The 13004-nt window shown below is 50.9% G+C and carries 19 protein-coding genes; 15 read left to right on the top strand and 4 right to left on the bottom strand.

All coding sequences use genetic code 11. The features are described 5' to 3' along the window. Positions 1-17: 17 nt before the first annotated feature. The 3 genes from DWW03_RS13535 to DWW03_RS13530 all read left to right on the top strand — a co-directional run bounded on the left by DWW03_RS13535 (position 18) and on the right by DWW03_RS13530 (position 2067). Positions 18-1400: a phage integrase SAM-like domain-containing protein gene (locus DWW03_RS13535; RefSeq protein ID WP_118406895.1), complete on the top strand. Its 1383-nt coding sequence runs from the start codon at positions 18-20 to the stop codon at positions 1398-1400. A gap of 67 nt (positions 1401-1467) precedes the next feature. Then, entirely contained in the window at positions 1468-1626 is a 159-nt protein-coding gene (locus tag DWW03_RS16665; protein ID WP_153811580.1) for a hypothetical protein, read from the top strand. A 48-nt stretch (positions 1627-1674) separates the two neighbouring features. Then, complete coding sequence (locus DWW03_RS13530) at positions 1675-2067, top strand: DUF5053 domain-containing protein (RefSeq protein WP_118406894.1); 393 nt, start codon at positions 1675-1677, stop codon at positions 2065-2067. 129 nt (positions 2068-2196) lie between these two features. Here the strand turns inward: DWW03_RS13530 and DWW03_RS13525 are convergent, their stop codons facing one another. The 3 genes from DWW03_RS13525 to DWW03_RS13510 form a co-directional block, all read right to left on the bottom strand. Then, a complete protein-coding gene (locus tag DWW03_RS13525) occupies positions 2197-2436 on the bottom strand; it encodes a hypothetical protein (RefSeq protein ID WP_118406893.1) in 240 nt (79 codons plus the stop codon). 3 nt (positions 2437-2439) lie between these two features. Next, a complete protein-coding gene (locus DWW03_RS13520; protein WP_118406892.1) occupies positions 2440-3528 on the bottom strand; it encodes a type I restriction endonuclease in 1089 nt (362 codons plus the stop codon). 565 nt (positions 3529-4093) lie between these two features. Beyond that, positions 4094-4747, bottom strand: a complete 654-nt coding sequence (locus tag DWW03_RS13510; RefSeq protein WP_118406890.1) for a helix-turn-helix transcriptional regulator — start codon at positions 4745-4747, stop codon at positions 4094-4096. Between the two features lie 171 nt (positions 4748-4918). Between DWW03_RS13510 and DWW03_RS13505 the strand changes: the two genes are divergently transcribed. The 11 genes from DWW03_RS13505 (at position 4919) to DWW03_RS13460 (ending at position 11455) form a co-directional block, all read left to right on the top strand. Further along, positions 4919-5215: a hypothetical protein gene (locus DWW03_RS13505; protein ID WP_118406889.1), complete on the top strand. Its 297-nt coding sequence runs from the start codon at positions 4919-4921 to the stop codon at positions 5213-5215. Beyond that, positions 5212-5670: a hypothetical protein gene (locus DWW03_RS13500; protein WP_118406888.1), complete on the top strand. Its 459-nt coding sequence runs from the start codon at positions 5212-5214 to the stop codon at positions 5668-5670. The genes DWW03_RS13505 and DWW03_RS13500 overlap by 4 nt, the downstream gene beginning before the upstream one ends. A gap of 66 nt (positions 5671-5736) precedes the next feature. Beyond that, a complete protein-coding gene (locus DWW03_RS13495) occupies positions 5737-5943 on the top strand; it encodes a hypothetical protein (RefSeq protein WP_118406887.1) in 207 nt (68 codons plus the stop codon). A gap of 1 nt (position 5944) precedes the next feature. Next, a complete protein-coding gene (locus DWW03_RS13490) occupies positions 5945-6259 on the top strand; it encodes a hypothetical protein (RefSeq protein ID WP_118406886.1) in 315 nt (104 codons plus the stop codon). Positions 6260-6347: 88 nt separating this feature from the next. Next, positions 6348-6566, top strand: a complete 219-nt coding sequence (locus tag DWW03_RS13485) for a ribosomal large subunit pseudouridine synthase B (protein WP_118406885.1) — start codon at positions 6348-6350, stop codon at positions 6564-6566. Between the two features lie 2 nt (positions 6567-6568). Further along, positions 6569-6730, top strand: coding sequence for a hypothetical protein (locus tag DWW03_RS16660; protein ID WP_161988205.1), 162 nt, complete (start codon positions 6569-6571; stop codon positions 6728-6730). 29 nt (positions 6731-6759) lie between these two features. Further along, entirely contained in the window at positions 6760-8829 is a 2070-nt protein-coding gene (locus DWW03_RS13480; RefSeq protein WP_161988204.1) for an AAA family ATPase, read from the top strand. Between the two features lie 4 nt (positions 8830-8833). Then, entirely contained in the window at positions 8834-9103 is a 270-nt protein-coding gene (locus DWW03_RS13475) for a demethylase (RefSeq protein WP_118406883.1), read from the top strand. Between the two features lie 71 nt (positions 9104-9174). Beyond that, entirely contained in the window at positions 9175-10089 is a 915-nt protein-coding gene (locus tag DWW03_RS13470; RefSeq protein ID WP_161988203.1) for a RecT family recombinase, read from the top strand. 4 nt (positions 10090-10093) lie between these two features. Then, positions 10094-10843, top strand: a complete 750-nt coding sequence (locus DWW03_RS13465) for an MBL fold metallo-hydrolase (protein ID WP_118406881.1) — start codon at positions 10094-10096, stop codon at positions 10841-10843. Between the two features lie 18 nt (positions 10844-10861). Next, entirely contained in the window at positions 10862-11455 is a 594-nt protein-coding gene (locus DWW03_RS13460; protein ID WP_118406880.1) for a hypothetical protein, read from the top strand. Here DWW03_RS13460 and DWW03_RS13455 read toward each other — a convergent pair. Beyond that, complete coding sequence (locus DWW03_RS13455) at positions 11432-12346, bottom strand: transposase (RefSeq protein ID WP_204822912.1); 915 nt, start codon at positions 12344-12346, stop codon at positions 11432-11434. The two genes, DWW03_RS13460 and DWW03_RS13455, sit on opposite strands and share 24 nt — an antisense overlap. A 111-nt stretch (positions 12347-12457) precedes the next feature. On the opposite strand from DWW03_RS13455, the gene DWW03_RS13450 reads away from it, so the two are divergent. Next, positions 12458-13003 carry a hypothetical protein gene (locus DWW03_RS13450; RefSeq protein WP_118406879.1) on the top strand — a complete coding sequence of 182 codons (546 nt, stop codon included), beginning with the start codon at positions 12458-12460 and terminating at the stop codon, positions 13001-13003. The last annotated feature ends 1 nt before the right edge of the window (position 13004 follow it).

The following is a 13004-nucleotide window of genomic DNA, read 5'->3' as shown; positions in this document are numbered from 1 at the left end:
TGTCAAAAACCTGCACCATGCCGACCACATTCAAACCTGTTGTCTACGCCGACAATAAACGGCAGGACGGAACCTACAACGTAAAGATACGAGTGACCCATCGACGGCAGACATTGAAGCTGTCGACGAATATGTACGTCGCCGCACACCAAATGACGCGCGCGCTTAAACTCAAAGACCAAAGCATAATCGACGAGGCGAAACGAATCATCGACAACTGGCGCGCCATCGTCGGACGGCTCGGAGCTGCGGCCGACGTTATGACCGTCCGGCAGGTAGTCGACTACATCAAGCAGACGGAGCAGAACAACATGGCTTTCGAACTCGATTTTATCGCCTACGGACGCAAAAAGGCCGAAACGATGCGCCCCGGAACGGGCATCGGGTATCAGATCGCCTTAAATGCGTTGGTGCGGTATATCGGCACGGAAACACTTGACATCAGCCGGATAAATGCCCGATTCCTTACGGGCTTCGAACAGTTCATCGAGGCCGAACCCGTTCTGACGCACAGCAGAAAGGGCGCAATCCGCCAACTACACAAGACCAAGAAAGGCGGCCGCGCCATATCATCCTATCTTGCCTGTGTCCGCCACATCCATAATCTCGCAAAACAAGAGTTTAACGACGAAGAATTGGGCGTCATCCGCATACCGCAATCACCGTTCAAAACCTACAAGGTCAAGCAACCGCCAAAGGTCAAAAAACGAGCCGTCAGCCCCGATATACTCCAACAAATAATCAACCTCGGCGATGAACCACGCCGCGCTGGGTCGATCTCTGATTTCACGCGCCGCGATCTTGCCCGTGATTGTTTCCTCCTATCGTTCGGCCTTGCAGGCATGAACGCAGCCGACCTGCTGTCGTGTCCGGCGCAGCCGCTCGACGGCGACGTTATTATCTACAATCGGCAGAAGACCGCGAGCCGCCGCGAGGACGAGGCCGAAATGCACATCCGCATCGAACCGCAGATCGCGCCACTCGTCGAGAAATACAAAGACCCCATGGGAAAGCGGTTGTTCCGGTTCCATTTGCATTACAGCACGGGAAACACGTTCAACTGCGCGCTGAATCAAGGTTTGAAGCGAATAGACGCGGCCCTGCGGGCGATCCGCGACGCCGACCAACGTCAGAACGACGCCACAGGCGAAGATCGCCCCCTGCCGGAACATATCACATTCTATGCCGCCCGGCACAGCTGGGCAACGATAGCCCGTTCGGCCGCGCTCAAAATCGACAAATACACCGTACACGAGGCACTGAACCACGTCGACGCAGATATGAAAATAACCGACCGATATATCGACCGCGATTGGTCGGTCATTTGGCAGGCAAATGCAAAAGTACTTGGCCTGCTCGATTGGTCGGAACTCAAAAAAAGAGAAGAAAATCGGAAATAATCGGCGGGAATTTTGCATAATAAACAAATGTTTATTATATTTGCATTGTCAATAAAGCCAAAAGGATATGAAAAAACCAAGCAAGGAACAAAAGGAGTTCGAAGCAGAGCTAATTTACTATTTAAGGCTTTACAGCGAACTAAAAGGAAGAGAGGGAGCCGCAAAAATCCTCGCTTCCATTGAGGAGGAAATCAACAAGCTGGTCGAAATCCTCAAAGAATTGTAAAACACAGCTCCCCGCCTTGCGGGGCGGGGAGCATAAACAAAATAGACTATGGCAACCAAGAAAGAAATGGACGATTTGAAACGTCGTTTTATAAGCGCAGAAACGGAAGAAGAACGTAACGAAATCGGCAAAGAGATTTCCGCAGCAATCGAACAAAACGCCGAGGAGGTCGCCGCGATCACCCTTTCGCAGATCAAGGAAACGAACGAGCGCGCACAGGACGAATTAGTGCGCAATCGCCTTAAATCTGTGCTTCCGGCAATTTCGTTGTCCTACATTGCCAAGACTTATTTCAATAAAAGCCGCAGTTGGCTGAATCAGCGTATTAACGGCAACACGGTTAACGGAATGCAGGCCAAATTCTCGCAGGAGGAGCTACGCACGCTCGATTATGCGTTGAAAGACCTTTCGGAAAAACTTGCAGAAATTCGCGTTTCATAGCCTTTGCTTTATTGACAATCTCGCAGAAGCGAAACGCGACGCCCCGGCCAAACGGTCGGGGCGTTTTCTGTACATATTTTCACGGGGAAAATTAACCCCTGCGTACATAATTTTTTACATATTTTCGGGCTATTTTGTAAACATCTGCCCGCGGCCTGTCAACAGCCAACGAGGCGAAACGCCGTAATGCTCGACGATAAACGTCAGCCACGCCGTCGGAATCTCCCGGCGGCTATCCGTGTTATCGCGCTTTTTGTAAAAATTGCGCTTGTCGATGCCACCCTCGCGGCAAAACGTCTGTATCTTCGTTTCGCCCATCGCAAGCAAGGCATCGAACGCCTCGAAAAATCTGTCCGCAACGGTTTGCATAGATCAATACATTTTGCAAGCAGCTATGATTTCATCCTTATACTTGTAAATATCGTCCAATGATTCAAGCAGGTGTTTCTGCCCCCATTTCTCCACGTTGCAAGTTTCGAGATACTTATTTGAACTATTGAAATACAGGCGACAGATCGGTTTTCGGTTATTGTCGTCAAGCAGGATTCCGAAATACGACATCGTATCACGGTACTGCACGCGGTTAATATCGTCGACCTCCGGATAAAGAATTGACCGAACGATATAAAATCCCTGCAATTCCTCTTCCGTAGTTACGATTCGGTTATCCTCTATTTTTTCTGCCTCATCCGAAGTTGCGGCCACATCCGCCCCCTGTTCGGTCTTATCGACCTTGTTTTCTACTACCGTATCGGCAGAGATCGCCGATTTAAGGCGTTCATTTATGTAATCGTTGGTGTATTGTACAAATGCCTGTTTCACAATCGCGCGGAATTGCCCCATTACAACGTCGTTGAAACGGCCGGGATAAATCGGCCGGGCAAAGTATTTGACGAACTCGTCGCTGGGATTGTTGATTTCCCGGTCAATGGCATTTCGAATTTCATTTGTAAACTTCAATTCACTGGCGGTGTTGAGAATCGTGTCTACATCGAAATAACTCTTGTGGAACTCACGCAATTTATCGACCTGCGATTCCCGGTATTTCTCCATATTGAATTCGAAGAACGGTTTTTCATCCATCTTGTTTTTCTCTACCAAGTCGGTATAAAAACGATAGATAATGCCGTTGGTCAGAATGCCGAAGCGGGCGTTGGATACATGGAAATAACGAAACAGTTGCCCGTTATGCGATGTAAGGTCTTCTTTCCAATGTTTGCACTCAATCAGAATAATCGGCTGGCCGTCTTTATGAATGGCATAGTCGATCTTTTCCCCTTTTTTAATCCCTAAATCGCAAGTGTATTCGGGGACAACTTCCGTCGGGTCAAATACATCGTATCCGAGGGTTTGAAGAAACGGCATAATGAACGCCGTTTTGGTCGCCTCTTCGGTTTGGGTATTCTCTTTAAGTTTGATAACCCGTTCACTCAACAGCTTGATTTGATCTTTGAAATCCATTTTGATATGTTTTTACTGGTTATTGGCAGATTGGAAACCCGATTCGAGGGGTACATCTTCAAACTTAACGGCAACCCCGGACGCTTGCCACACAGGGCGTTTGTTTGCATCCAGTTCCCGGTAGATTCTTACACCGATCAAGCCGTTCGCCCCTCGCGTTTTAGCTCTTTCGACAAGCATATCAAGTATTTTATTAGGGGTTATATCATCCGCTGCGCCGGGGCCGAACTCCTCTCCGTACTCCATCGCAATCGAGGCAATAGGGAGGTATTTATATGTAGGTTGAGCCTCTGACGGAAAAATCCAAAAACCGCTGTTGATGTAATCTGCATAGTCAACAGAATACCTTACCGTATAGGCTTGGTATGTGCAACACGTCAAACACCAAACGGCGCAAAGTGCGACAATTCTACCAATCCCAAGATGGAGTATCGGCCCTTTCAGAATCTTCGAGGGGGGGGGGGAATTTTATAATCCCTACGCGTCGTAAAACGCAAGCCCCGACAGAGGCGAAGCCCGAAGCAAGTTTTTTCATAAAATATAAGGGTTAAAGTGTTTATATTAACTATTTTAAGGACATGCACATCAATACGCGATACATTCCGTAAATATCGGCGAATCGCACGGCAAAAGGCTGATATTTCGGGTCGGGATTCAAAGAATAGCACTGTACGGAATCGTCATCGTCCCCCTTTCGCACCTCCTTTATAACACTACCGTTACAGGTATCGAGGACATAAACCCGTCCCCATTCGATGAACGCCTTTTCGTCGACTTTTTTAATAAGCACCTGCGCCCCGTTCGGATAGTCCGGGGCCATACTATCGCCCGTTACCGTCATAACGAAATCAACGTCACGAATCGGCGTGACAACGCGCTCACACTCGGCAACTTTAATTGACACAACAAAGTCGTTGAGTGTCCCACCTTGCGCTGCGAGAGGCAACAGCGGAGCAGTAAATACATTCGGCGTTTCGGCTTTGTTTGTCGCCGTCGAGGTCTTCACAGAGCCGCCGCGGGTCATAGGCCCAACGCCCGTCATCAACCATTCTGTATTAAGGTCAGGATAACGTGATGCAATGCGTTGTAGTTTATCCGGCTGAACAGATACGCGGATTGTGTTCACATAACCAATCGTCAGCCCTGCTTCGCGCTCAAAAGCACGCACAGAACGCTCTTTCGATTTAGCGAACTTGACAAGCCTTTCTTTTATAGTCATATATAAAAAAATTTCACAAAAATTTCACAAAATGCTTTACAAAGTTTGCATAATATGATGCTTTGCTTTATATTTGCATCATAATTCACAGGGATTACGCATGAATTACGCACAAATATAACAAAAATTGTTTAATGCAATACATTATTATCGCATAAAGCACAACGCACGATGAACACAACGAGCCTTAACAGCGCGACGGGCAGCGTGCTCGGACTTGCCGAACTTATCGGAATAAGCCACGGTAAAATGCGCACTCTTATCGGCCACCTATGCGCCGCAGGACTGATAACGAGCGAATCATCGAACAAAGGAACGGCATTTCGACTTACTGACCGCGGCGAACAGGTATTGAATTTCACATCGGCAGACGTCGACGATTTTTCGACCATTCTGTCGGTTATCCAACGGCCTTTCGGCATAGCTATTTTACATATTATTAAACAACTAACGCACAACGCACTATGAAAAACAACATCGAAAATGGGATTTACATCCCCGAGGAACAGCGCAACCTTATCCCCGTCGACGAATGGGTGAAGCGCGAAGATCCGACCACAGCGCAGACCGTTGTACTTGTAACCGATTTCGGAATGCTCGAAATCGCCAAAGAAGACCTACCGGGCGGATTCAATTTCGAGGGCGCACAGAAAGCTGCCGCCGAATACCGCAAGGGCTTCCGCTGCCCGACCCGGCATGAAGCAATTGAAATGTACGACGCCCGGTTCCGTGGCCTCGACGAAGCGTTCAAGAAGATCGGCGGCGAACCCGCAACGACTATCGGCTGGACGAGCGAAGCCGACCCCGACCCGGAGTACAATTCCTACTACGCGTTCATCTACAGCGGTGGCACGGGCAACGTGAGCAACAACGGCAAGTGTAACACGCTCGCCGTGCGTCCGGTTTCCGCTTTCAAGAAATAGTTTCACAGTTCAATCATTCCCGCGCCCTTTACGGGGCGCGGGGTTAACCCCAAAGACCAAACAGAAATGAAAAAAGGCACGATCATCAAACGCACCGACTACGTGGCGACGATGCTCGCTATTCCCGTCGGAGAAGAACACGAATTCACGCTGACGGGGCGCGACTACGCATCGTATATGAACGCCGTCAGCCGTTTCAACAAGAACGGCAAGGCGAAATTCGAAGCCCGCACCGCTTCCGCATCCACCATCGTAATTAAACGCCTTTCGTAATATGTCGCTCCCCGAATTATACGAATTACAGCATTGCCTCGTCCACGTCGCCGATGTCGTTGCTTGCGCAATCATCAAGCGCCAGCAACCCGCCGCCGACCTCGTAACGAAACGCGCGCTGTATCGGGAATTCGGTCGGGGCTGGGTCGATAAGCATATCGCCCCGCGTGGGAAGATCGAGGGCAAGCGATTCGGAACGGCCCCGAATTCACCGATCAAATACAGCCGCACGGAATTCGTCGCCCTGCTCGAAGCCGAACGTTTGCAACGCGCAGAAATCATTGGCAAATACGGACAGCAGGAGCAGCCAAAATAAGCCGTTTCGCAGCCTTTACCGTACCGGACGACCGAACACACGGCAACAGCACGAAAGTCGAAAAAACAGCAAATTCGATAAAAATAACATGCAAGCACTCAAATACACATCAAGGGAGGTAAACCGGAATTTCCGCATCAAGGTTTCGGGCCTCGGTATCCACGAACTCAAAGGCTTCACAGGGTTCGTCGGATTGGTGGGGAGTGAACTCGCAAACAACCTGCTTGACCGAGCATTCCGAAGCAGGGCGGACAAGGTAGAATGCAAACTGCGACGCGGCTTGAAAATAACCTTTTACTACAAGTAGACATGAAAACCAAAATTTTAGCTATCCCGTGGTGGCTGTCGTTGGTCGCGCTCGGCGGAGCGATGGATGCAGACCCGATTTCATGGGTCGCCGTCGCCGTAACATTCGCCGCGTTCGTAACACTTTCCGCAGCCATAATCAGAGAACAAAGGAAAACCGCATAATAACCAATCATCACAAAACGCACGATGCTATGAACATCAAGATCAAATCAATTACCCTGCGCAATTTCAAAGGACTGCGCGACGTATCGTTCGATTTCGACGGCCGTAACGCCACGATCATAGGCGACAACGGTACGGGAAAGACAACCATTTTCGACGCCTTGACGTGGGTACTGTTCGGCAAGGATTCGCACAACAGTACCGACATCGACATCAAGACAATAGACGCCACGGGCGAACCGATGCACCGCGCCGAGCATTTCGTCGAGGTGGCATTGGACGTGGACGGCTCCACACAGACGCTACGACGCACATATCGCGAGATATGGAGCAAACCGCGCGGATCGTCCGACCTGCGATTCGTCGGACACGAAAGTGCGTTTGCCGTCAATGGCGTGGAGGTCGGAACCAAGGCGGCATACGACAAAATCATTTCGGAATGGATAAACGACGACGTATTCCGAATGCTGACCGACCCGATGTATTTCAATACTCGCGTCGATTGGAAAGGCCGTCGCGCTGCCCTTTTAGCCCTCGTCGGGGATAACATCGACCGCACGGAAATACAGGCCCGATTTGCCGACCTGCTCGCGGAAATGAACGGTGAACCCCTCGCGGATTTCAAAGCACGGCTGGCGGCCGAAAAGCGCAAGAACAAAAAGGAACTCGACACGTTCGCCCCGAAGATCGAAGCATATCAAAACACGATGCCGCCGACGGAAGACTACACAGCGCTGGAACAGGAAATCGTGCAACGCGAATCTGTGGCCGCAAACGAGATCGCTGCCTACCAACGGCAAATCGACGCACTCGACACGCAGATCGCCGACGCATCGAAAATAGACGAGGAAACGCAGGCCGCCCACGACCGAAGACTGAAAAAGGTGCTCGACATCAAAAAGTCGTTGTCCGATCATATCGACGCTCGACTGACCGCGGCCCGTCGGTATAACTCCGACCGCGACGCGGCCATCATGGACGCACAGGCGAAAGCGGATTCAATTCTGCGCGAAATCGAGAAAACCGAAACGACGGCAAACTCGAAACGGGACACCCTCGAAGCCTGCGTAAAGAAGCAGGCGAATATCAAATCGGCACTCGATAGCATGCGTGCGAAATACGAGGCCGAGAAAAAGGCGGCATTTGAATACGTCGACGCGACCACCTGCTACGCTTGCGGCCAGCCGTTACCCGCCGCAACCATCGAAGAAGCCCGCCGCGCGGCCCGCGAGAGCTTCGAGAAGCACCAGCGCGAAATACTCGACAAGTTGATCGCCGACGCCAATCTCGAAAAGGATACTTACAGCAAGTTAACAAAGCTGGTTTCGACCACCGAACAGGAAATCGCAATGCTCGATCAACGCCTATCGCAACTGCGCGCGGAACATCACGCTGCGACGCTGGCTATCACAACCGCGAAAGACGTTCTCGCAATCGACCTCGAAACGGAGGAAGAACAGGCGAAATTATCCCCCGAATACCGAAAACTCACCGACGAGCTTACCCGCGCGCAAACCGCCCTCGAAGCCTCGGCGACCACGAAAATCACGGCCGCTACGCTCACGACACGCCGCCGGGATATATCCGCACAGATCGACATGGTGCGTCAGAACCTCGCAACCGCAACCGCCGACCTACGCCGCCGCCTTGCAAACAAGGAGCGCACGGCGGAAATTCAACGATTGATAGACGAAACCAAAGCCGCCGAAAAGAAGATCGCCGAACGCATTGCCGAACTCGAACGCCTCGAATTTGCGGCGGCGGCCTACACGAAAGCGGACATCGAAGCCGTCGAAGCGGCGATAAATTCGCGGTTCGACCTCGTGCGCTGGCGAATGTACGAACAGACCATCGAGGGCGCGGACGTCGAAACATGCGTCGCCACCATCGACGGCGTGCCGTTCAACTCGTTGAACAGCGCCGGGCAGGTACTCGCCGGGCTTGACATCATCCGTACGTTCTGCCGCTACTACGGCGCAACCGCGCCCGTCTTCATCGACAATGCCGAAAGCATATCGCAGACCGATTTTGCGCTTGATTCGCAGGTCATTCGCCTGCAAGTGGTCGAGGGTGCTGCGCTCGAACTTAAAACAGCGTAACGACATGGCGCAGATCGTCAGCAACGAAAAAGGATTCAAGGTTATCCACGTCGAAACGCTCGACATGTGGGCCATCGGAAGCCCCGCGAAATGCGACTACTGCACGGCGGATATGGCGACCCCCGACGGTGGCTATTACATCGCCGTACTGAATAAGATATACTGCCCGCAATGCTATAAACGCTGGCTTTCCGAGGCGTGCCGCCACCCGCAGGACGCCCCTATCGAAGACCGCAACTACAACACGTATCGTCAAATCTTTTATTTCAAATAACTATGGCACAGAATAACAATCAGAACGGAGCGCAGACCGCCCCAACGACGCAATCGAAAGCGATTGCCGCAATGAAAGATGAACTTGCGAACAGCGTCCTGCGACGCATCGAGGAGCTGCAAGCAAACGGCGGACTGGTCGTCCCGAAAGACTACGCCGTAACTAACCAAATGAACCTTGCATGGCTTCGTATCTCCGAAATGCTTTGGGAGGATTCCAACAAAGTACAACACCCGGTTTTGGAGGTCGTAACCAAAGCGTCGGTGGCAAATTCGCTGCTCGACATGGTGCTGCAAGGCATGGATATTCAGAAGAAGCAAGGGTATTTTATCCCGATCAAAAACAAGGCGTCGGGGCAGCTCGAACTGACGTTCTGGCGGTCGTATTTCGGCGATGAGAAACTGGCCCGCGCACAAGGCATGAAGAAAGTCCGTTCGGTCGTCGTCTACGAGGGTGACGAATTCGAATACATGTATACGGAGGACGGCGAAATCAAGATAACGAAACACGTTCCGAGCCTGTCGAGAATCGACAAAGACAAGATCGTCGCCGCCTACGCCGTAACGACTATGGCCGACGGCTCGCACTCGACGACGATCAAGACGATGACCGAAATCCGGCAGGCGTGGATGCAAGGCGCGACGCGGGGCAACTCGCCTGCGCACCGAAATTTCACCAGCGAAATGGCCGGGCGAACAGTCGAGCGTTCCGCCATGAAGCACATCATCAACTCGTCGTCTGACGCATGGCTGTTGAGCGAAGACGAGAAAGAACGCCGCGTAACGAACGAAACGGCGGCCGCGCCCGCCGGGGCAAATATCGAAGAAGCAAAATTCGAGGAGGTTGCTCCGGCCGCAATCACAGCACAATCGGCCGTACCCGCCGAAACGATGCCGCCGATCCCTACGCCGACGCCCGTTCCACGCGAGGAGGCAACCGAAGAGGCAGCCCCCGCTGCCATTGAAGACGACCCGTTCAACGTGTAACCCGATGAAGCTGCACGTTATATCCTCGTCGTCGGCTGGCAACTGCTACGTTTTGGAGAGCGAAGCGTCTGCGCTCGTTATCGAGTGCGGCGCATCGCCCGAAACGATGTTCGCCCGAACCGGTATCGACGCCCGAAAGTTCGTCGGTGCAGTAGTAACGCACGAGCACGGCGACCACGCGGCCCACATCGGTAAATACGCCGACCGGGCAATCGACGTCTACGCTTCGCGGGGAACGCTCGCGGCGTGCCATATCGACAAAGCGTACCGGGCGCACGCTTTGCGGCCGATGCAGTCCGTCACGGTCGGCGATTTCGTCGTCCGGGCGTTCGACGTGAAGCACGACGCGGCAGAGCCGTTCGGATATATCATCGAACACGAGGAATGCGGAAAAGTGCTATTTGCTACCGACACGCATTTTATCCGGTACAATTTCAAATCCCTGCGGCTGAATCATATTCTGATCGAGGCGAACTATTCACAAGAGGAGCTGGACGATAATATCGCCCGCGGGGCAATGAACCCGGCACAGGCAGCGCGCGTGCGAACGTCGCATCTATCAATCGACGCAGCGTGCGATATGGTCAAGGCGAACGAAACGGCGGAACTTTCGACAGTCGTTCTGTTGCACCTTTCGAACGCAAACAGTCTTGCCGATGCTTTTGCCGCGCAAATGCGCAAAACAGCCCGTTTTGCGCGTGTTTTCGTCGCGGACAAGGGTTTAATCGTCGAACTGAATAAAAGCGAAATTTAACGGGCCAAATCAGCATCAATGGCAAACGAAACAAATACTGGTTGGGTGCGGTTGTATCGCAGCACGCTCGGATGGGAGTGGTTCGACGACCCGCTCACGCTGCAACTGTGGGTCGTTTGTCTGCTCAAGGCGAATTACCTGCCTACGAGATGGCGAGGAGTGGAGATTGAACGCGGAGCTTTCGTTACCTCCGTCGATAGTTTGTGCGCAGAAACAGGACAGACGACACGACAGATTAGAACCCGTTTAGCTCGTTTGCAGGCGTCCGGCGAAATATCCGTCCGTGCGACAAACTACAAAAGCATTATAACAGTTTGTAAATTCGACACTTACCAGCCATTAGAAAATAAAAACGACAAACGACCGACAAACAGTTACGAGGGTTTGCGGAGGGTAGCGGGAAAGAAAGTCGCCAAAATCGACAAACCAAACGACAAACCGAAAACACATATAATTAACAGTAATACAGATGATTATAGCGACGACACCAAACAAAACGACAAACAGAACGACAATCAATCGACAAACGAGCGACAAACGCAACTGTTTTCAAGCGACAACAGTATAAGAATATATAAAGAATTTGAATCAGTAGTTGAAAATAAGGTATAAAAATGCGATGGCTACCTTTCCCATCGTATGAATTAGCAGTCCGCAAGTAGAGCGGCACTTTGAAGCTCTTTGAATATTTGTTTTTTCGTTCAGCCAACTGAATAGCGCTTCAATGGGTTCCCTGACAGATGAAACGGCTTGAGAATAAATGTCATCAGCGGCCTTGCTTCTCTGCTTCTCTTCTTCAGGAGCCCCTTTGATTGACTTGACGGGAGCGTAGAACTCATTGGCCTTATCGCGTCTTTCCTGCTCCCAGTAGTCATTGCTTCGGTATATCTTGTCAGCGAAGATCTTCTTGTTGAAAAGATCCGGCATGCATTCGCTCTGGAAGACCTTCAGGTCATTCTCGGAGGCAGGAGAGAGCGCTATCTGGCACGGATGAGGAAGATGCCCTTTCCTGCGATATCCTACCATGTGAAGCTTTAGTCCATGATAGTACAGGTTCTTGGTGGAACAGTATCCTTTGTCTGCGATATCTCTGGCGACCTTGCCTGTACGGTTTCTTCCGCAGCATGTGATTATCGGCATCGAGTCAACAATCACGGTATCATCCTGACAGTCAGAAGGCCTGAACATCCTTAATAACTGCGAGGACAGTTCCCTAACAGCACCGGCCATCCTGTTGAGACGGTAATTGAATGTCTGATAGGACACCAGGTTCGGGAACCAGTCGCGCAAGTACTCTTTAGCGAAGTTGTGAATATCCTTGATGAGGGTGTACTTCTGCTCATGACCGACAAAGAAATAAATCGTGAGGATTTCCTCGTCGGAGAACAACGGTTTCGAATTATTGCTGTATCTTTGGCAATGGTATTTGAGGCTTTGTTCGTACATATCGCAGATATACATATAGATTTTTATTAGTCTATACTCTTTGTCCTTGGGAATCATAACAAGCAAAAAATAGGGGTATTTTTTACTTTAAGTTACTGATTTCCAAGGATTTTACAAGTATTTCCATCCCTTAATTTTCAAATATTTACAACTAATTCCGAGGCTTAAATGACCTCGGTTAAACTTATAAATCACAGCAGTTCAACTGCTGATTGGAATAAAGAAGAATATAAAGAATTAAAAGAATCTCTCTCTTCGCGCGCACGCGCGGCAGAGGCAGAGAGAGAGACATTTTTTGAAATCTTTTTTTTCAAGAATTTCCAAAATCCCGATTACGAGGTCGAACGATTCTGCGCTAATTACGAGGCGTCGGGCTGGATTCGTAAAAACGGACAAGCCGCTACCGACCGCCCGGCGCTTGCGCGTACATGGACGCAGGAAGATAAAAACGCCGCGCCACGCTTCAATGCCGATTTCCTTGCGAAATACCGACGTTTCTACGGCCTCGCAAAGCAAATGAATCCGGCGCTTGCGCCGATATTCATTCACGATCTGGAATTGATATTTATCGACACCGAACGCAAGCGGCTGACATTCCGCTGCACGCGGCAGATGGCCGAAGCCGTCGAAGCCAATGTCCGGTTCTTTCGGGATAACTTTTTCGACAAACATTTCGCGGGCTGGACGCTACACTACCAAACCCCGCGAATCTAAA

The organism is Alistipes sp. AF14-19, assembly GCF_003461645.1.
Taxonomy (GTDB): Bacteria; Bacteroidota; Bacteroidia; order Bacteroidales; family Rikenellaceae; genus Alistipes; species Alistipes shahii.
Note: the sequence above shows the minus strand (reverse complement) of the source record. Positions and strands in the feature narration are given on the sequence as shown.

Excerpts from the sequence above, each read along its gene's own strand:
- DWW03_RS13535 (WP_118406895.1), top strand. The coding sequence starts at position 18 with ATGCCGACCACATTCAAACCTGTTGTCTACGCCGACAATAAACGGCAG.
- DWW03_RS16665 (WP_153811580.1), top strand. The coding sequence starts at position 1,468 with ATGAAAAAACCAAGCAAGGAACAAAAGGAGTTCGAAGCAGAGCTAATT.
- DWW03_RS13530 (WP_118406894.1), top strand. The coding sequence starts at position 1,675 with ATGGCAACCAAGAAAGAAATGGACGATTTGAAACGTCGTTTTATAAGC.
- DWW03_RS13525 (WP_118406893.1), bottom strand. The coding sequence starts at position 2,436 with ATGCAAACCGTTGCGGACAGATTTTTCGAGGCGTTCGATGCCTTGCTT.
- DWW03_RS13520 (WP_118406892.1), bottom strand. The coding sequence starts at position 3,528 with ATGGATTTCAAAGATCAAATCAAGCTGTTGAGTGAACGGGTTATCAAA.
- DWW03_RS13510 (WP_118406890.1), bottom strand. The coding sequence starts at position 4,747 with ATGACTATAAAAGAAAGGCTTGTCAAGTTCGCTAAATCGAAAGAGCGT.
- DWW03_RS13505 (WP_118406889.1), top strand. The coding sequence starts at position 4,919 with ATGAACACAACGAGCCTTAACAGCGCGACGGGCAGCGTGCTCGGACTT.
- DWW03_RS13500 (WP_118406888.1), top strand. The coding sequence starts at position 5,212 with ATGAAAAACAACATCGAAAATGGGATTTACATCCCCGAGGAACAGCGC.
- DWW03_RS13495 (WP_118406887.1), top strand. The coding sequence starts at position 5,737 with ATGAAAAAAGGCACGATCATCAAACGCACCGACTACGTGGCGACGATG.
- DWW03_RS13490 (WP_118406886.1), top strand. The coding sequence starts at position 5,945 with ATGTCGCTCCCCGAATTATACGAATTACAGCATTGCCTCGTCCACGTC.
- DWW03_RS13485 (WP_118406885.1), top strand. The coding sequence starts at position 6,348 with ATGCAAGCACTCAAATACACATCAAGGGAGGTAAACCGGAATTTCCGC.
- DWW03_RS16660 (WP_161988205.1), top strand. The coding sequence starts at position 6,569 with ATGAAAACCAAAATTTTAGCTATCCCGTGGTGGCTGTCGTTGGTCGCG.
- DWW03_RS13480 (WP_161988204.1), top strand. The coding sequence starts at position 6,760 with ATGAACATCAAGATCAAATCAATTACCCTGCGCAATTTCAAAGGACTG.
- DWW03_RS13475 (WP_118406883.1), top strand. The coding sequence starts at position 8,834 with ATGGCGCAGATCGTCAGCAACGAAAAAGGATTCAAGGTTATCCACGTC.
- DWW03_RS13470 (WP_161988203.1), top strand. The coding sequence starts at position 9,175 with ATGAAAGATGAACTTGCGAACAGCGTCCTGCGACGCATCGAGGAGCTG.
- DWW03_RS13465 (WP_118406881.1), top strand. The coding sequence starts at position 10,094 with ATGAAGCTGCACGTTATATCCTCGTCGTCGGCTGGCAACTGCTACGTT.
- DWW03_RS13460 (WP_118406880.1), top strand. The coding sequence starts at position 10,862 with ATGGCAAACGAAACAAATACTGGTTGGGTGCGGTTGTATCGCAGCACG.
- DWW03_RS13455 (WP_204822912.1), bottom strand. The coding sequence starts at position 12,346 with ATGATTCCCAAGGACAAAGAGTATAGACTAATAAAAATCTATATGTAT.
- DWW03_RS13450 (WP_118406879.1), top strand. The coding sequence starts at position 12,458 with ATGACCTCGGTTAAACTTATAAATCACAGCAGTTCAACTGCTGATTGG.